This is a genomic window from Streptomyces sp. YIM S03343 (assembly GCF_054729195.1).
Genome location: NZ_JBPUKX010000002.1, coordinates 1 through 15,805, shown reverse-complemented (window position 1 = coordinate 15,805; position 15,805 = coordinate 1). Strand labels below are relative to the sequence as shown.

General features: G+C 69.0%; 17 protein-coding genes and 1 pseudogene. 11 read left to right on the top strand and 7 right to left on the bottom strand.

Going from position 1 to position 15,805, the window contains the following annotated elements:
- Positions 1 to 90: 90 nt before the first annotated feature.
- Positions 91 to 2,166, bottom strand: a complete 2,076-nt coding sequence (locus tag ACSYGN_RS35800; protein ID WP_460404040.1) for a BTAD domain-containing putative transcriptional regulator — start codon at positions 2,164 to 2,166, stop codon at positions 91 to 93.
- Between the two features lie 175 nt (positions 2,167 to 2,341).
- On the opposite strand from ACSYGN_RS35800, the gene ACSYGN_RS35795 reads away from it, so the two are divergent.
- The 5 genes from ACSYGN_RS35795 (at position 2,342) to ACSYGN_RS35775 (ending at position 6,232) form a co-directional block, all read left to right on the top strand.
- Positions 2,342 to 2,548 carry a hypothetical protein gene (locus ACSYGN_RS35795; protein ID WP_460404038.1) on the top strand — a complete coding sequence of 69 codons (207 nt, stop codon included), beginning with the start codon at positions 2,342 to 2,344 and terminating at the stop codon, positions 2,546 to 2,548.
- 105 nt (positions 2,549 to 2,653) lie between these two features.
- Positions 2,654 to 3,232 (top strand): MauE/DoxX family redox-associated membrane protein, encoded by a 579-nt coding sequence (locus tag ACSYGN_RS35790; protein WP_460404036.1) that lies wholly within the window; start codon positions 2,654 to 2,656, stop codon positions 3,230 to 3,232.
- On the top strand, positions 3,232 to 3,765 hold the full coding sequence (locus ACSYGN_RS35785; RefSeq protein WP_460404034.1) for a TlpA family protein disulfide reductase: 534 nt from the start codon (positions 3,232 to 3,234) through the stop codon (positions 3,763 to 3,765). The genes ACSYGN_RS35790 and ACSYGN_RS35785 overlap by 1 nt, the downstream gene beginning before the upstream one ends.
- 191 nt (positions 3,766 to 3,956) lie before the next feature.
- Entirely contained in the window at positions 3,957 to 5,678 is a 1,722-nt protein-coding gene (locus tag ACSYGN_RS35780; protein WP_460404032.1) for an ABC transporter ATP-binding protein, read from the top strand.
- 56 nt (positions 5,679 to 5,734) lie between these two features.
- On the top strand, positions 5,735 to 6,232 hold the full coding sequence (locus ACSYGN_RS35775; protein WP_460404030.1) for a S26 family signal peptidase: 498 nt from the start codon (positions 5,735 to 5,737) through the stop codon (positions 6,230 to 6,232).
- Positions 6,233 to 6,763: 531 nt separating this feature from the next.
- Here ACSYGN_RS35775 and ACSYGN_RS35770 read toward each other — a convergent pair.
- The 4 genes from ACSYGN_RS35770 to ACSYGN_RS35755 all read right to left on the bottom strand — a co-directional run bounded on the left by ACSYGN_RS35770 (position 6,764) and on the right by ACSYGN_RS35755 (position 10,632).
- Entirely contained in the window at positions 6,764 to 7,075 is a 312-nt protein-coding gene (locus ACSYGN_RS35770; protein WP_460404028.1) for a hypothetical protein, read from the bottom strand.
- Positions 7,076 to 7,504: 429 nt separating this feature from the next.
- Positions 7,505 to 7,744: a hypothetical protein gene (locus ACSYGN_RS35765; RefSeq protein ID WP_460404026.1), complete on the bottom strand. Its 240-nt coding sequence runs from the start codon at positions 7,742 to 7,744 to the stop codon at positions 7,505 to 7,507.
- A 29-nt stretch (positions 7,745 to 7,773) separates the two neighbouring features.
- A complete protein-coding gene (locus ACSYGN_RS35760; protein ID WP_460404024.1) occupies positions 7,774 to 9,366 on the bottom strand; it encodes an IS4 family transposase in 1,593 nt (530 codons plus the stop codon).
- Between the two features lie 78 nt (positions 9,367 to 9,444).
- Entirely contained in the window at positions 9,445 to 10,632 is a 1,188-nt protein-coding gene (locus ACSYGN_RS35755) for an IS1380 family transposase (RefSeq protein ID WP_460404022.1), read from the bottom strand.
- A 209-nt stretch (positions 10,633 to 10,841) separates the two neighbouring features.
- Between ACSYGN_RS35755 and ACSYGN_RS35750 the strand changes: the two genes are divergently transcribed.
- Genes ACSYGN_RS35750 through ACSYGN_RS35740 form a run of 3 tightly spaced genes read left to right on the top strand, consistent with a single transcriptional unit; the run spans position 10,842 to position 12,919 of the window.
- The gene (locus ACSYGN_RS35750) at positions 10,842 to 11,741 is read left to right on the top strand and encodes a nuclease (protein ID WP_460404020.1); all 900 of its coding nucleotides are present in this window, start codon (positions 10,842 to 10,844) and stop codon (positions 11,739 to 11,741) included.
- A 13-nt stretch (positions 11,742 to 11,754) separates the two neighbouring features.
- Positions 11,755 to 12,102 carry a hypothetical protein gene (locus ACSYGN_RS35745; RefSeq protein ID WP_460404018.1) on the top strand — a complete coding sequence of 116 codons (348 nt, stop codon included), beginning with the start codon at positions 11,755 to 11,757 and terminating at the stop codon, positions 12,100 to 12,102.
- Between the two features lie 19 nt (positions 12,103 to 12,121).
- Positions 12,122 to 12,919: a hypothetical protein gene (locus ACSYGN_RS35740; RefSeq protein ID WP_460404017.1), complete on the top strand. Its 798-nt coding sequence runs from the start codon at positions 12,122 to 12,124 to the stop codon at positions 12,917 to 12,919.
- Between the two features lie 503 nt (positions 12,920 to 13,422).
- On the opposite strand, the gene ACSYGN_RS35735 is transcribed toward ACSYGN_RS35740, so the two are convergent.
- Entirely contained in the window at positions 13,423 to 14,295 is an 873-nt protein-coding gene (locus ACSYGN_RS35735; protein ID WP_460404015.1) for an AraC family transcriptional regulator, read from the bottom strand.
- 203 nt (positions 14,296 to 14,498) lie between these two features.
- Between ACSYGN_RS35735 and ACSYGN_RS35730 the strand changes: the two genes are divergently transcribed.
- The gene (locus tag ACSYGN_RS35730; RefSeq protein ID WP_460404013.1) at positions 14,499 to 14,738 is read left to right on the top strand and encodes a hypothetical protein; all 240 of its coding nucleotides are present in this window, start codon (positions 14,499 to 14,501) and stop codon (positions 14,736 to 14,738) included.
- Positions 14,738 to 15,115: a fic family toxin-antitoxin system, toxin component gene (locus tag ACSYGN_RS35725; protein WP_460404011.1), complete on the top strand. Its 378-nt coding sequence runs from the start codon at positions 14,738 to 14,740 to the stop codon at positions 15,113 to 15,115. The genes ACSYGN_RS35730 and ACSYGN_RS35725 overlap by 1 nt, the downstream gene beginning before the upstream one ends.
- A 123-nt stretch (positions 15,116 to 15,238) precedes the next feature.
- On the opposite strand, the pseudogene ACSYGN_RS35720 reads toward ACSYGN_RS35725, so the two are convergent.
- Positions 15,239 to 15,331, bottom strand: a pseudogene (locus tag ACSYGN_RS35720) (helix-turn-helix domain-containing protein); the annotation flags it as partial.
- Positions 15,332 to 15,433: 102 nt separating this feature from the next.
- Between ACSYGN_RS35720 and ACSYGN_RS35715 the strand changes: the two are divergent.
- Positions 15,434 to 15,736 carry a YciI family protein gene (locus ACSYGN_RS35715; protein ID WP_460404009.1) on the top strand — a complete coding sequence of 101 codons (303 nt, stop codon included), beginning with the start codon at positions 15,434 to 15,436 and terminating at the stop codon, positions 15,734 to 15,736.
- The last annotated feature ends 69 nt before the right edge of the window (positions 15,737 to 15,805 follow it).

The following is a 15,805-nucleotide window of genomic DNA, read 5'->3' as shown; positions in this document are numbered from 1 at the left end:
GCGAGGGAAGAAGCTTCCACGAAGCGAGTTCGCGCAGCAGGTCGTGGCTCTCCCGCAGACGTCCGGCCGCCCCCAGCGCGGTCGCCTCGTTCAGCTGCAGTTCGGATCGGCGCGGATCGTCGGTGGGGAGCAGGCGCAGGGTCTCCCGCGTCCAGCGTGCGCTTGTCGCCGGCGCACTGACCAGCAGGTCGTCGGCGGCCTGAGTGAGCAGTGCGACAGCGGCCTCGTCCCCGGCACGTGCCGAGCGCGCCACATGCGGTGCCTGGGCGACCGGCGGCGACCCACGTCGGGCCAGGCCCTCCGCGGCGCGGGCATGGGCCCCCAGCCGCCAGCCCGCCCCCATCCCGTCATACACGGCAGCGCGTACCAGGGGATGACGGAACTCGAATTGCCGGACGGCGCCCACGGGCCGCACCAGATCCCGGCGAACCAGCTCGTCCAGTGCCGACAGCACATCTCGCCGACCTGTGCCACCACGGCCGTCATTTCCGCGTCGAAGGGATCGTCGAGGACGGCTGCCGCGTGCACGACGGTGCGGGCGACGGCTGGCAGGTCACGCAGTTCGTCCAGCAGTGTGGCGCGTACGGACAACGGCAGCTGGTCGTCCGACAGTTCCATGCAGTCCGCTCGATGGAGCAGTGCCTGCAGATACAACGGGTTGCCCGCGGTGGCCTCGAAAAGCTGGCGACACCTCAGCCGGCTGACCCGAGGCCCACACAGTTCCGCGGTGGCGGACACCGACAGCGGACCGAGTGTGACCCTGGTCAGACGACCGTCGGCGTCGGCCCTGACGAGTGCCGAGGCCAGTCTCGGCGGGATCTGCCGGGGGCGGTACGCGAGGACGACAGTCACCGCCCTTCGCGGTGGATGCCGCACGAGGTACTCGATGAGCTCGATGCTGCTCTCGTCCGCCCAGTGCACGTCGTCCAGGACCAATGCCGATGCGGAACCGGGGTGTACCTCCTCCAGAAGCTCCCGTACTGCCCGGTGCAGGCGGAAGCGCTCGGCGGGCAGTGACGCCTGTCCGGCGGTGTGGGGGTCGGCCAGCAGGGTGAACAGCGAGCCCTGCATTTCGCGTTCGTCGGCAACGAGTGATTGCGGACGGTCCGGGTCCACCGGAGGGGGAGAACTTTCCAGAGCGTCGATGAAGAGACCGTACGGAATCTCGCTGATCTCGGCGGCACGGCCGGTCAGTACTTGTGCGCCGCTGTGTACCGCGAGCGTACGGAACTCGGCGAGCAGCCTGGTCTTGCCGATGCCCGGCTCCCCGACGATCTCCACCAACCGCGGGCCGCGCTCGCTGCGGTCGTCGAGCACCGATCGCAGAACGGAAACTTCTTCGGCCCGTCCCACGAGGGGCTGCGGCCGCTCCGCGTGGTGGGTTTCTGTTTCGATCCGTGGCCCCCGTGGTTCGGCCTCGGGGGCGGGTGCGAGCTGGGAGTCGGCGGTGAGGATGTCCTGGTGAAGCTGCTGCAACGCGGGCCCGGGGTCGAGACCGAGCTCCTGTGCCAGCAACTGCCGGGCGCGGTGGTAGAGGTCGAGGGCATCGGAGGTACGACCGCAGCGGTAGAGCGCGAGAACGAGTTGGCCGGTCAGCCGTTCGTCCAGAGGATGCGCCTGCGCCAGAGCGGACAGCTCGTTCACCACGAGGCGGTGCTGCCCCAGACGCAGCCGGAGGTCGGCCATGTCCAGCTGCGCGGCGAGTCGTTCGGCGTGCAGCAGGTCGCGTAGGGCGTTGAACCACGGCGTGTCCGCCCCCGCGAACGCCTCTCCCCGCCACAGCCCCAGCGCTGCTTCCCACAGCGCCACAGCCTGCTCATCTGCGTGTGCCCTACGAGCACGGTCCGTGAGGCCACGGAACCGGTTCACGTCCACCGCCTCCGCTTCCACCGCCAGCCGGTAGCCGCCCTGCTCCCGGACGATGTCGAGCCCAGGCTCTGCCAGCACGCGCCGTAGCCGGGACACGTACCCGTAGAGCACCTCCCGGCCCCGCCGCGACGCGCTCTCCCCCCACACCCGGTCCACCAGCGTGTCAGCCGACACCACCCGTCCGGCATCGGCGAGCAGGACCCCGAGCACCCTCCGCTGGCGCGCGTGCCCCACCTCCAGCGGCACGCCGTCCGACCACGCCTCAATGGTGCCCAGCATCCCGAACCGAACCGCCATCGGCGCCCCCTTCCTGCTGAGCCTGCTTGATCACCGGTGTACCCGCCCCTGATCAGCCGCTCCAGCCTGATTCAAGACTTTCCGAAGGTTTTCCGACGGTCGCACCGGCACGGTGGGCACACAACGACCGGCTCCGCGGCCCGCGGTGCGGCGTCCGAGAAGAAGGAGAAGAACCATGCTCGCCAAGATCGAGGCTTTGGGCACCGCTCTGCTGGAACGCGTCGTGCCCAGCGTCACGGCGGACGCCGCGGCTGCCCCCGGCTGGTACAGCTTCTCCCAGTGCTGGCAGTGCAACAACGGCCCGTGGGGTCACTTCGGCTACAACGCGCCCTGCGAGGCGTACTGGAACGGCTCCAGGTTCACGCGCGGGATCTGCGGCTGAACCGTCGGCGGCCCCGCATGAACGCCGCTCCCGCCGCCGGACCTTCCGACGGCGGGAGCAACCGCCCCGGCCCGCGGGCCGTCGGATCCGCCGAAGGGAACGGCATTGTCCTCTTTCGAGATCGCGGCACGGAGCCTCATCGGTACGGTCTTCCTGATCTCGTCCCTGAGCAAAGCGCGCAGCCGCGAGGCATACCGGGATTTCGCGGACTCACTGGCGCGGATACGTGCGGTCCCCGCGGCAGCGGAAGGACTCGCCGCACGGGCGGTCGTGGCTGCGGAGTTCGCGGTCTGGGTGCTCCTGGCGGTGCCGACGGCCCGGGCCTGGAGACTCGGACAGTTCCTCGCACTGTGGCTGCTCGCCGCGTTCACGGTCGCCATCGCACGGACCATGCGACGACGCTCGCCCGTGGCCTGCGGCTGCTTCGGAGCCTCCGCCGCACCTGTGGGCTTCCGGCACATCGCGCGCAACGCCCTGCTCGCGGCGGTGGCGCTCAGTTGCCTCCTGGCGCCGGTCTCGGGCTCGGCGAGCGTCGGCGAGGCGGCGGTGGCGGCACTCGCGGGTCTGGCCATGGGCCTGGTGACAACAGTTCTCGACGAGATCTTCGCGCTCTTCCGGCCCCTCACGGACATCGACGCGTCCCGATCCTCCCCTCGCTTCCCGATCGAACCCCAGGAGTCCTGATGTACGTTCTGACGGCCGCTTTTGTGCTGGTCGCGGTGCTCTGTCTGCTGAACCTGTTATTGACCATCGGCGTGATCAAGCGTCTGCGCGAGCACACCGAGATCATCGAGCCCATCCGGCAGCAGGCCGGCATCCGAACAGGGGACGAGGTGGGCGACTTCAGCGTGCGGGGCGTGGACGGCGAACCGCTGGGCCGCGAATCACTGGCCCCGGACAGCGTCGTCGCGTTCTTCGCACCCCACTGCCGGCCGTGCAAAGCACTGGTCCCGGACTTCATCCGGTGGGCGGAAGCCGACGACAACGGCAGGGACCGCAGGATCGCGGTCGTCGTCGGTGACGCAGCGGCCTCCGGTGAACTGGTGGCGATGCTGCGCCCCGTCGCCCATGTTGTCGTGGAGGAGCCCCTGGGCACGGTCGGCACGGCCTTCCGGACGTCCGCCACACCCACGGTGCTACGGGTCGGCACCGTCCGTGGCAGGACTGTGGTGACGTCCGACCGGGTGCTGGTCACGCCAACCGCAGCTGCCGTATGAGCGGGGGTGATCGGGTGGGCGCAGCGTCGTGGCGGAAGGTGTGCCCGGCGGTACGTGCCGGGATCTCCCGGACGGTACGCCTGGGGAAGGCGGCCTCGCTGTTGGTGTGCGGGACGGCTTCCTGGCACCTGTCCGCGTTCGCCGTGGCAACGCTCTGTCGCGGGGCGCTTCCCCTGGCCACCGCGTGGTTGATGAAGATCCTGCTGGACGACCTCGTGCGGGGGGCCGGGCTGTCCGTGCTGGCAGGACTGGCGGCCGTGCTGGCCGCCGTCGGAATCGCGGCGGCTGTCATCCCGCTCGTCGCGCAGTATCTGCATGCTGAACTGGACCGCCGGACGGGGGTGGCGGCCATGGATCGATTGTTCGCGGCTGTGAACCGGTTCGTCGGTATCGCTCGTTTCGAGGACCCGCGGTTTCTCGACGAGCTCCGGCTCGCTCAGGCGGCGAGCCGTAGTGCCCCGATCCAGATCGTCAGCGGGAGCCTCGACATCGTCGGCCAAATACTTCCCCTCCTCGGCTTCGCGGGTTCGCTCTTCGTCCTCAAACCGGTCATGGCCCTGATCGTCCTGGGAGCCGCCGTCCCGACGGTGGTTGCCGAAGGGCTGCTCGCGCGTCGGCGTGCGCAGCTCGTCATGGACGTCAGCCCGATCGAACGCAAGGAGTTTTTCTACAGCCAACTGTTGAGCACGGTCGAGGGCGCGAAGGAGGTCCGGATCTTCGGTTTGGGAGGGTTCTTCAGGACCTCGATGCGGCGCGAGCGCTTGGCGACCAATGCGGCGCGCAGGAGCATGGACCGCCGGGAACTGTCCGTGCAGTTCTGTCTGGAGAGCCTGGCCGCGGTGGTCTCCGGCGGCGGCCTGCTGTGGGCTGTGGACGCGGCACGCCAGGGCAGCCTGTCGGTAGGCGGCATCGCGTTGTTCGCCGCCGCCGTCACGGCGGTGCAGGGCGCGCTGGCCGCGCTGGCCACACAGCTGGCGGCGACGGCCCAGGCCCTGCTGCTCTTCGAGCGCTACCGGGCGGTCACGGTCCTGGGATCGGACCTGCCCGTGTCCCAACGGCCCGGGCGGCTGCCTTCCTTGCGGTGCGGGATCGAGTTCCGCGACGTGTGGTTCCGGTACGCGGACCAGTTGCCGTGGGTGCTGCGCGGGGTGGACCTCTTTCTCCCGCACGGGCAGGCATTGGCTCTGGTCGGACTCAACGGCGCGGGCAAGTCGACCCTGGTGAAACTGCTGTGTCGGCTCTACGACCCCACTCGGGGCGCCGTCCTGTGGGACGGGGTCGACATCCGGGAGATCGACCCGGCCGAGCTGCGGTCCCGGATCGGCGTGGTCTTCCAGGAATCCATGCATTACGACCTCACCGCCGCTGAGAACATCGGGCTGGGTGACCTGGACGCGCTTACCGATCGGTCCCGTATCCAGGAGGCAGCCCGCCGCGCGGGGATCCACACCTGTCTGGCCGCGCTCCCTCAGGGGTACGACACCCTGCTCTCGAGGAAGTTCGTGATGACACCGGACGATTCCGATCCTGCCGTCGGGGTTCTTCTGTCCGGGGGCCAGCAGCAGCGGGTCGCCCTGGCCCGCGCCCTGATGCGGCAGGAACGGGAGTTGATGATCCTGGACGAGCCGTCCTCCGGCCTCGACGCGGAGGCCGAACACGAGATCCACACATCCCTGCGGCGCTTTCGCTCCGGGAGGACCAGCGTTCTGATCTCCCATCGGCTCGGGGCGGTGCGGGGCGCGGACGTCATCGTGGTCCTGCGAGACGGCAGGATCGCGGAACAGGGCGGCCACGACGAGTTGTTGGCGGCGGGCGGGACGTACGCCGGGCTGTTCACCCTGCAGGCCAAGGACTACCAGGACCAGCACGTGGACACCGCGCCGGGCGTCTCCGACGTGGCGGTGTCCCGGTGACGCCGCGCCCGTCCCGTGCGGCTCGCCACCCGTCCTTCGAACCGGCGGCCGGGCGGATGCCAACCCGGGAGGAACTCGACACGCTTGCCGCCTCATGGCCTTCCCTCCAGCGGACGCCGTGGCATGAAACCCGGCCCGGGCGCTTCGCCGGACGTGTTGCCCATCTGCTCGGACGCCGCCTGGTGCTGGTCACCGTGCGGGGCCGAAGCATGGAGCCCGCCTACTACAACCGTGACCGAGTTCTGGTGGTGCGGGGGAGCAGGGCCCTGCGCAACCGGGTGATCGTGGTCGCCGACCCGCGTGACGAGGACGGCTTTCTGATCAAGCGGGTACTGGCAGCCCCTGGCGATCCGGTGCCGAGAGACCGCGTCCCGGCCCTCTCCCACGTCCCGGAGCAGCAAGTGCCCTCCGGAAAACTGGTCCTGCTCGGAGACAACCCTGAACAGAGCCTGGATTCACGGCAGATCGGCTACTTCTCCAGCTCGGGCGTGCTGGGCGGCGTGCTGTTGCGTGTGTTCCGCCACCCCCGCCCGGCCTGGGCCGACCGGGGCTGAGAACATGCTTTCCCGGCCAGATGTATGAGTGCAGTGCGGCATGCACACGACATCAACGACGAGGTCTGTGATCAAGCCGATCGGGTCCGCGACAGCGCGGTTGAGCTGGCCACCGGATAGTGCAGATCGTCCACGTCCAATCGGGAGGACTCGAAGCCGCGGGTGCCCAACGCGTGGACCGCCTTTGACCTCGATCCTGAGTGAGGGCCCGTAAGCTTGCTGACGGACCCTTTGCGGCGAGCGTTGGTGGGGAATTTCGAGTCTGGGCAGGTGGAGTGCCCGGCTGTCGCGTCGGGTGTACGCCAATTTCCACGGCTCCGGTGGCATGGTGCTGCTCGCAGGGGCGGGCAGGTGCTGGTCAGGCTGGGTTCGGTAGGGTCTGGAGCCGGTCCAGGGCATCGGTGATCACATCGGTCCAGGGTCAGTGCCCGGTGAGGCGGAGGATACGGCGGCAGTCGGCGGTGACGAGTTGGGGTGCTGATAAGAACGCTGTCAGTGCGCCAGTGTCCCGGGGCGGCAGGTCGTTGTGTGTCAGACCGTGGTGGCCAGCCAGCCGACGGTCTCGGTCACGTGGAGGCCGTCGCTATGGACGTTGGGATTGACGTTGACGTCGTTGAAGCGGATCAGGAAGCCCTCGGCGTTGACGTCGTGCAGGCGGATGCCGGGCGTCTCCGGGCCGTTGAACGTCTGCGTCTGCGGCAGCACGATCACCTGGGATCCGCTGGGAAACGGGGTCGGGAACGTGACGCTGAAGGTGGACGTGTTCCTCCCGCGCGTCTCGATGGGCTGGTTCGACGACAGCTCGACGCTTCCGGGCTGGATCATTGACATGGCGATTCCCACCGTTTCGGATACCTATAGTCACCATCGGTGACTGTGGGCTCCTCCCCCCGGGGAGACTCGCTCATTCGCCCGTCACTCCATCGGCCGATCGCTAATCAGCCAATGCGAATGCATTCGACCTGGAGTTCGCAAACAGGTTCTCGGCGGTCCGGGCCTTCGTCGTTTCGTGGTCTCAGTCGAGATTTTCGTCCTCGCGGTCGAGCCTGGCCGACCTTTCCGGAGTGCGCACTCGCCGGTCCGGCCCCACCGTTAGCCTCGATTCTTCAGAGGCCGGGAGTGCATGACCAGGTCGTCGGTTCACCCTGTTTGTTCCGCATGATCGCGGGCGGGGCCTTCGCGTGTCGCTGCGGCTGCGCCGGGGTTCCACCCCACCCGGAGGTCGTGCGGGTCTGTTCCTTTCCTTGTCTCATCGGCCTGGTGGCCAGATCGTCAGGTGACGGCGGGCAGGGCGGTCAGCCGGTGCCAGCAGGTGGTGAACGCCTCTGCCCAGGGCCAGGTCCGTTCGATCCGCAGCCAGCGGCGGCGGGCGTGGTCGGCGAGTCGGGCGGGCAGGTGGTAGAGGCGGAAACGCATGGTGTCCGGCTCGGCGTCGGACAGGCCGTCGATGTCGTGCAGGGCCAGCAGCCGCACCCACGCGTCGAGGTCGGCGGCGATGTTCGCAGCGAGCATCCAGCCGCGGTTCACCCAAGGCCACGAAGTTAACGAGACGGCGGTGCTGTCAAGGGTTGGTAGCTGCCGTGGCTGATCCGGCGCAGAATGCCTGAACGCGTCAGCCGGTAGAGGCACTTGTGGACCTGGTTCTCGGTTGCCCCCGCGATCCGTTTCAGCAGTTCGGGAGTGCGCCAGGTGTCGACAGTCGGCTCGGCGCGGATGACCTGGAGGATCCGTTCCGCGATTCCTGGAATCCGGACAACGAGGGGTTCGGCCTCCCCGACGGGTGCGTCAACGAGGATGCGGACGTGCTGGACGGGGGTGCTGGTGAGGGGGCGGCCGTCGTCCTTGCGGTCGTGGTAGCGATTGATCGGGCTCTTGACTTTGCGGGTGCTCAGCCGGGCCCGCCGGGGCGGCATGGCCGCGCCGCGCACAGCGTGTGCGAACTGCGTGTCGATCCACGGAGTTTGATCGAGGATTCCCTCGGCGCTCTCCAGGCTTTCTTGAGCACACCGAAGGGCGACCGTGAAGCTGAGCCGGTCCGGGTCGAGGGGACGCCCTGCCGGAATGGAGTCGGCCATGGCACGACGCAGCAACTGGTAAGCGCACAGGATGGCCCACAGTTCCTGTTCCAGGCCGCTTGGCGTGGTCGAGCGCAGGATGCGGCCTTGCATCAGGGTGTGGCGCAGCGCGAAGAACGCGGACTCGATCTCCCAGCGTTCGTGGTAAAGGCTGACCAGTCGTGCGGCCGGGTCGCGGCGGTGGTCGAGCAGGGTGGTGGCCAGGCGGTAGGTGCCGCCGACGATGCGGCCGTCCGCCAGCACGGCGTGCGTGCGGGCCTCGATCACGCGCACCCGCAGGCCGTCGAACTCGGTGAGGTAGCTGCCGTCAGGCAGTTTGGCGCGGATCGGCGGGCGGCGCCTGGACTGCATGCGCACCAGGAAGTGCGCACCGGTCGCGGCGGTACGGGTCAGGAAGGTGTTGGCATCGAAACCGCGGTCGAGCAACACCAGCATGCCGGCGCGCAGGTGGTGCAGGAGACCGCAGGCGAAAGCCATCTCCCCGGTCAGTGGCGTGCCGAGGCTCGCCCCCAGCAGCCCGCGGGTGCCGGTCTCCACCAGCGCCACGGTCATCACGACCGGGTAACCGGCCCATCCGACCCGATGAAGGACTTTCCCCAGCCAGCTGACCGTGTCCACGTTGTCCGGAACCTTGGTGGATGCGCAGCCGTCGAAGGCGACGGTGCGCATCCCGCGGTAGCCCACGCCGGTCGCGCCCGTTGGGGCCAGGGGTCCGGCGAGGACGTCGAACAGCTCCCGTATCGGGCCCGTCCCGATACGCGCCCGCAGATCACGCAGAGCCTTCTCGGAGGGCCGTCGTTCGTGCAACGAGACGCAGCGGGTCAACTTCTGCCAGATCCCCAGCGCCCCGACCCCCGCGAACAGAGCCTGGGCGAGAAGGAAGTACACGCCGACCCGGGCAGGCAGCAAGCGCGGGGCACGGCGCTGCACCCGATGCCGGGCAAGGATGTCATCCACGAGTTCGAACGGAACGAACGACGTGAGTGCCCCAAGATGACCGGGGGCAAGCAATCCAGTACCTCCACGACCGCAAGGATCGGTGGCAGACTCGTAGCTCATCAGGACTCCGGAGGAACGGCGGTCTTGGCGGACCCTCGTTCCACTACCGGAGTCCCGATCTACGCGGACTGGTTTCCCTCAACCCCTTGACAGCACCGCCATCACGTTAACTTCGTGGCCTTGGCGGTTGACCTCCCACGATTGCGAGGGCAGGTTGTCCAGCCCCATCGCCTTGTTCGTGCGTACCCGGTCTTCCACGCCGGCGTGGGAGCGGTGCAGCACGTCGAGGAAGTGGGCGTGGCCCGAGCCGGCGATGCCCCACATGTGGCGGATGTTGGTGGCGGTGATGCAGTAGCGCCAGCCGGTCTTCTTCTCGAACGCGGTCAGCTTCTTGAGGTGCCGTCGGGTCGGACGCACCCGGCGCACGATCAGCCGCATGCCCCCGGGCCAGCCCTCACGGGTGTTCAGCCCGGTCAGTTCCGCGACGAAGTAGCCCTCCTGGAGGCGGCCGTCCTGATGTATCGAGGTCTCCCAGGCGATTTCGGGCAGTTGCGCGACGGCACGCTCGTCGTCTTCGGTGATCTTCCAGCCGACGGTGTAGCGGACTGTGCGCCGCGTGGTGTTCAACGCTTCGAGGTGTTCGAGCAGCCCGTGCGTGGCCCCGGCCCCGTCGACCCGGACCAGGATCTTCGCGGCCGACGATCCGGGGATCTGCGCGAGGGCGTCGGTGAGCACGGCGATGTGGTCGGCCACCGTGTTCGCCCCGGCGTTCCCCGGCCGCAGCAGCATGGCCAGGGACTCCGTGGTGTTCGCGCACCACGCGGCCAGCGGATGAAACCCGAACGTCTTCTTGAAGGTGACCGCCGCCCCGGCCTTCTTCGAGGCGGAGGTGATGACCGTCGCATCGATGTCGATGACGATCCAGCCGCGCAGCCGCTTGCCCGCCACCGTCAGCCAGGGGAAGCCGCCCGGCCGCAGATGCAGCAGGCCCCACACGTGCCGGCGCCCCCTCGCCCGCACCTTGGCGATCTTCGCCAGGGTGGCCTCGTCAAGCGCGGCAAGAGTGCGGCGGGCGGTCGAGTCCGATGCCTCGGGCCCGAACAGCGGGCGATGGTGAAATTGAAGCTGCTCGGCCTCCGACAGGTTCGCCGCCCCGAGCACGATCGCGACCGCCAGGTGCACCAGCACCCCTGCCCGGTCCCGCCAGCCGGCCACCGCACTGGACGGCAGCACCTTCGCCAGCGCCCCCGTCAGCCCCGTCCGGTCCGCGCATCGGCGCAGCAGCACCGCCCCGGCATGCCCGATCAGCCTCTTCCCGTCAGCCACCACCGACAGCCGACCGTCCCACCCTGTACGCTCAACCACCAGAAAGGTGCCTTGCTCCCGCAGCGGATATGACCTAGACACTCACATCCTTGCAGATCAACGGCACCTTTCTGCTATCGGGGCGTCAGACAACCCAATTCCGCTGAATACCCAGGGTTAGTTCGAACACTGATCAACATTCAGTGATTAATCGGACACGGGAGGTAGATATGTCCATGCTGCTCATCACCGGCTCGTACCGGATCCTCGGTGACCGGCCCGACGGTGACACGGTCCGCTTCACCCCGCGCGACCCGGGGTTCTGGTGCGAAGTCCCCGGCCAGCGCCGCGTCAAGCGGAACGCGGATGGGGGCGCATCGCTCCGGTTGGACGGGATCGACGCCCTCGAGACCCACTACAAAGGTGTCGGACCCGATTACGTCCACCAGCCGCTGGACCTGGGCGCGCATGCCGCCCGGGACGAACTGCTGAACTGGCTGGGCTTCAGCAAGGTCGCACAGGACGTCGAGGAGAAGGTCACGGCTTCGACCCCGGAGACCGTGCCCGGCTACATCCTTACCAACGGCGTCGACGCCTACCAACGCTGCGTCGCGCTGATCGGGCGCGGCGACCCGCCGAAGGTCGGCAATCCCTCGAAGCCGGCGAAGAGCGGTGACCGGATCGAGGTCACGGTCGACATGCTGCACCAGACCGCCAACCACCACCTGCTGTCCCTCGGCCTGGTCTACCCGACCTTCTACAGCAACCTCTTCAAGGATCTGCGGGCGGACATGGCGGCCACCACGCAGCAGGCCAGGGCGACCAAGGCCCCGGGCAGCGTCTGGCTGCACGACGTGACGACCGCCGGCGCGAAGATCGCCAGCCTCGCCTCGCTCACCGACGAGCTGGTCATCGTGCCCAAGCTGTTCCGCCGCCTTGCCGACTACGTCCGGCTCTTCGGCCCGTCCCTGACCTGTCTCCCCGCCTATCTGGCCGGCGGCGCCGACGAGTTCTTCGTCCCCGACCAGCAACACAGCATCGTCGGCCTCCAGCACGTCATCGAGGTCACCAACGGCAACACGTTCCGGATGACCCGCCCGATCGAGGACCTCGTGTTCGTCGAGAAGTAGACGGGAGGCCGGGTTGGACGCCCAGCGCGCCAACGACTACCGCCTGCGCCTCACGGCCGCCTTTCCCGCCGACGTGCCGCGTCTGATCGCCGCCTACCGCACCGCCGCGAGCCAGGCCGACCCGGGCAAGGCCCTGGTCGACGCGGTCAACGCCGACCCCGCCCTCGCACGGGTCACCCGCGAGACCATCGCCGTGTGGTACACGGCCCAGTTCACCCGGCCTGACGGCAAGCCCGACGCCCCGGGCACACCCGCGCAGTACCAGGACGGCCTGATCTGGCCCGTCATCAAGGCCCACCCCCCCGCCGCACCCCAGCCGCCGGCGCCGAGCGGCTACGGCTACTGGACCGACCACCCGTGAGCCGAGGAGACGCCCCGTCATGAACCCCCAGTACGATGTCGTGATCGTCGGCGGTGGAGTGGCCGGAGCCCTCACCGCCTGCCGGATCAAGACCGTCAAGCCGAATGCCCGGATCCTGCTGCTCGACGCCGGCAGCAATGGCACCGCCAAACCCGACCGTGATGCGTTCGTCGCGGCCTACCAGACCGCCGCGATCAAGAACGTCCCCTCTCCGTACGCGGGCCTCGACAACAACCGGCTCGGCTACGCCCCCTCCTCGGACGGCACCCCCGATCCGGTCGCGATGAACCGCTACTACGTGGAGGATGGCCCGAACCTGTACGAGAGCGGCTTCCAGCGCATGCTCGGCGGCAGCACCTGGGCCTGGCGCGGTAACACCCCGCGCTTCCTGCCCAACGACTTCCGGCTCAAGACCAAGTACGGCGTCGGCGCGGACTGGCCGATCACCTACGCGGACCTCGAGCCGTACTACGTCCAGGCCGAGGCCGAACTCGGGGTGTCCGGCAACGACGACGAGTGGGTCGGCCTCACCCCGCGCAGCGCCCCGTACCCGATGCCCGGCATTGCGCCCAGTTACGGCTGGCCCGCGTCTACGGAGTCGCCCGGGCCGCGTGACCGGTCGTCTCGGCCGACCAGGAGCACGAGGTTGCGACAGGGGTTGCGCCTGTCTGTTGCGCCGGGCGTTGCACCAAGAGGTGCGCTTGCTGTTGCGCGGCCCGCGGGAGTTCCCGGGGCCGCGCAGGTCACCATCCCGTTTTACCGTGGTCGGCCTGCTGACATCCCCGTTGCGGCTGCTCTGCCCATGTTCCCTGGCTGAAGTGAAGGAGGAAGGGACGGGCGGGAAGGGTGGTGCGGCCGCGGCCGGGGATCGCGGCGCGCGCAGCCGGTTGCGCGTCGGCGGGGGCAGCCGCGCCTCGCCGCTGTCAGCCCGGCGGCGGAGCTGGAGCGGAAGTTGTTGGCGCCTCGGTGCTGTCCTGGGTGCCGAGCCCCAGGTACCGCTGTGATCGTCGGGTTCGTGGGCGGCCCGCTCGGTGGTCGTAAGCTGTCGACCACCCCGTGGTGCCCGCGCACCCAGCGCCCAGGCCGTTTCTATCCGGTCATCTGATCGTTGGCTTGGTTGTGTCGTTGAGTGACGTGCGGTGGGCGCAGATAGAGCCGTTGTTGCCGGATCTGTTCTCACCCGGTGTGCTTGCCACCTCCTAACCGCGCTGCTCGAACGCGGAGTGTCCGCCGAGGCGGTGCCGACGGATCTCTGAGTCGGGGATCCGCACGTTCCGGGGCCGGGCGCCTCGCCCCCCGGAACGTCACTTGGCGCCTTGCTCAGACCCAGGCGCGGGTTACCGGGATCCACAGCTGCGCTTCGGACTGCGCCGGGTCGTCCTGTGACGGGCGGGTGCGCAGGATCTCCGGTCCCGGACGGTACTCGTAGGGATTGGACGGGATCCACTGGGCGGCCACGTCACCCCACATTTGCTGCAGCGCCTGCGGGAACGGCCCGGTGTTCTCGAACACGGCCCAGGTGCCCGCCGGGCAGTCCAGCACGTCGAGGTCCCCGGGCAACTCGGTGGCAGTGGTCACCACAGCGTGGTAGTAGTCGAGTTCGCTGCCCTCCTCGAAGCCGTCCGACAGGCGGACGGTCGCCGACACCACGCCTTCCGGGTCCTGGTCCGAGAGGCCGACGATCCGCAGCATCGTATCCGGCGAGATGCTCCGGACATGCTCGGCGATGTGCGGGTTGATGCCCTGGTAGATCAGCGGGACGCGGGCCTTCCTGCCCACGACCCGGAATGCTTCCTTCTCCACGATGCGGTACCGCATGGTGCTGTTCCCTTCGACGATGAGGCGGAAGGACAGCCGGGGCTGTGAGTTCAGAGCCGCGCCGGTACGCCTGGCCTCGCCGGGACCGACGCCGTGCATGGCGCGGAACGCCCTGGCGAAGGCTTCCCCCGAGGTGTAGCCGTGGCGGATCGCGATCTCCAGCAAGGTCGGTTCCCCGGCCAGCACTTCGGCCCCCGCGACGGTGAGCCGCCGGCGTCGGATGTACTCCGACAGCGGCATCCCCGCCAGTGACGAGAACAGCCGTCGGAAGTGGTACTCCGACGTGACCGTGATCCGGGCCAGCGAGGACACGTCGATGTGCTGGTCGAGGTGACCCTCGATGTGCCCCATGGCCTGGTTCAGCCGATCCAGCAACCCCGGCCTCCTTCCCTTTCGATCACCAACGTTAGGAAGGACCAAGCCTGCAGCACCCGACATCCTGTGCCCGCTCCGGTCGGGTGCGGCAGGCCCACCGGGCCGGGCCGGACCGGCCGCAGGCTCGGTGCCGCGTGTCCGCCGCGTCGCGGAGTTCCTCCAGATAGCCGCCCGCGTCTGGTAACAGCTGTTACCATCAGGGTATGGCGAAGACACAGCTGGGCGCGCGCGTCGACAGCGAGATCAAGGAACTGGCGGAAGCACGCGCCAGGGACCGGGGCCTGAGTCTCGGCGACTACATCGCTGTCCTCGTGCACGAAGACACCGAAGGACTGCGGCAGCGGGGCCTGGACGCCGCGGAGCGGTTCCTCACCGAGCACCAGGGGCTCTTCGACGAAGCCGAAGACGCCGACTGCCGCACCCCGGGAGCACACGCCGCGTAATGGACCTGCACATCGACGTCCCCTGGATCCTGCGGGTCGCGGAGATCGCGGGGGCAGGTGACCCCGCCCCCGAGGACTACGGAGTGCCGGTGGCCGCAGTCGCCGCTCACCGGGCCGAGCTGCTGGACCAGCCCGTCTACGACGGCCCCTACGCCCGCGCCGCCGCCCTGGTGCACATCCTCGGCCGCTGCCGATGGCTGGAGCGCTCCAACCTGGCCGTGGCCGCTGCGACGGGCGTGATGTACCTGGAGGCTTCCGGGATCCCGGTCAAGCCCGCCAGGGAGGACGCCGCCGCCCTGCGCGACCTCCTTCGCGACCCGGCCTGCACAGCGGCGAGGATCGCCACCCTGCTGCGCGGCTGGCCCAGGTCCACCTGATTCCCCGGCCGGGAAGGCGAATCCGCTTGAGGTGTCCGGCAACTCAGTGGCAGACGTCCGCGGTGTGTCGGTGTGTCGTTCCAGCAGCCGGTTCTGCTGGCTGAGGCTGGGCTGGGCGATGTGCAGGCGCCGGGCCGCCTCGGTGACGGTGCCGGTTTCGGCAACAGCGGCGAAGTACCGCGGCTGCCGCAGCTCCACACCCGAGAGCTCGTCCATTCCCGGCTCACCCACTCTGATCAGCGCCCATAGGCGCCGGCCTATGGACGGGTCGCAGACTGCTCTTGGCGCTGCAGCGGCTGCCTGTTCTTTGCTGGGGGCATGTACGTGATTGTGCTCAGGTACGGCGCGCCGCTGGACACCATCGATGCGCTCAGGGACGCCCATTACACCAACCCTCACGGGGTGTTCGCCAAGGGAATGGCGCGCTGTGCAGGTCCTCTGGAGCCCCGCACGGGCGGGTTGATCATCGCGGAGGGCGACGTGTCGGCGATCGGGGCCGCCGTTGCTTCCGACCCGTTCGTCACCACGGGTGCCGCGACCGCCGAGATTCTCCGCTTCGAGCCGGTCTGGCCGCCGGCGCGCGCCGCCGCGGTGCCCCCGGGTCCCCGGGCGGCACCTTGACGGCGGCGCATACCTGCATCCGGCTTCCTTTCGTGGTGGGGTATCGGGGATACGACCGCTGCGCCGGCG

Excerpts from the sequence above, each read along its gene's own strand:
- ACSYGN_RS35775 (WP_460404030.1), top strand. The coding sequence starts at position 5,735 with ATGCCAACCCGGGAGGAACTCGACACGCTTGCCGCCTCATGGCCTTCC.
- ACSYGN_RS35765 (WP_460404026.1), bottom strand. The coding sequence starts at position 7,744 with ATGCTCGCTGCGAACATCGCCGCCGACCTCGACGCGTGGGTGCGGCTG.
- ACSYGN_RS35750 (WP_460404020.1), top strand. The coding sequence starts at position 10,842 with ATGTCCATGCTGCTCATCACCGGCTCGTACCGGATCCTCGGTGACCGG.
- ACSYGN_RS35730 (WP_460404013.1), top strand. The coding sequence starts at position 14,499 with ATGGCGAAGACACAGCTGGGCGCGCGCGTCGACAGCGAGATCAAGGAA.
- ACSYGN_RS35800 (WP_460404040.1), bottom strand. The coding sequence starts at position 2,166 with ATGGCGGTTCGGTTCGGGATGCTGGGCACCATTGAGGCGTGGTCGGAC.
- ACSYGN_RS35785 (WP_460404034.1), top strand. The coding sequence starts at position 3,232 with ATGTACGTTCTGACGGCCGCTTTTGTGCTGGTCGCGGTGCTCTGTCTG.
- ACSYGN_RS35725 (WP_460404011.1), top strand. The coding sequence starts at position 14,738 with ATGGACCTGCACATCGACGTCCCCTGGATCCTGCGGGTCGCGGAGATC.
- ACSYGN_RS35760 (WP_460404024.1), bottom strand. The coding sequence starts at position 9,366 with ATGAGCTACGAGTCTGCCACCGATCCTTGCGGTCGTGGAGGTACTGGA.
- ACSYGN_RS35780 (WP_460404032.1), top strand. The coding sequence starts at position 3,957 with ATGAAGATCCTGCTGGACGACCTCGTGCGGGGGGCCGGGCTGTCCGTG.
- ACSYGN_RS35740 (WP_460404017.1), top strand. The coding sequence starts at position 12,122 with ATGAACCCCCAGTACGATGTCGTGATCGTCGGCGGTGGAGTGGCCGGA.
- ACSYGN_RS35795 (WP_460404038.1), top strand. The coding sequence starts at position 2,342 with ATGCTCGCCAAGATCGAGGCTTTGGGCACCGCTCTGCTGGAACGCGTC.
- ACSYGN_RS35715 (WP_460404009.1), top strand. The coding sequence starts at position 15,434 with ATGTACGTGATTGTGCTCAGGTACGGCGCGCCGCTGGACACCATCGAT.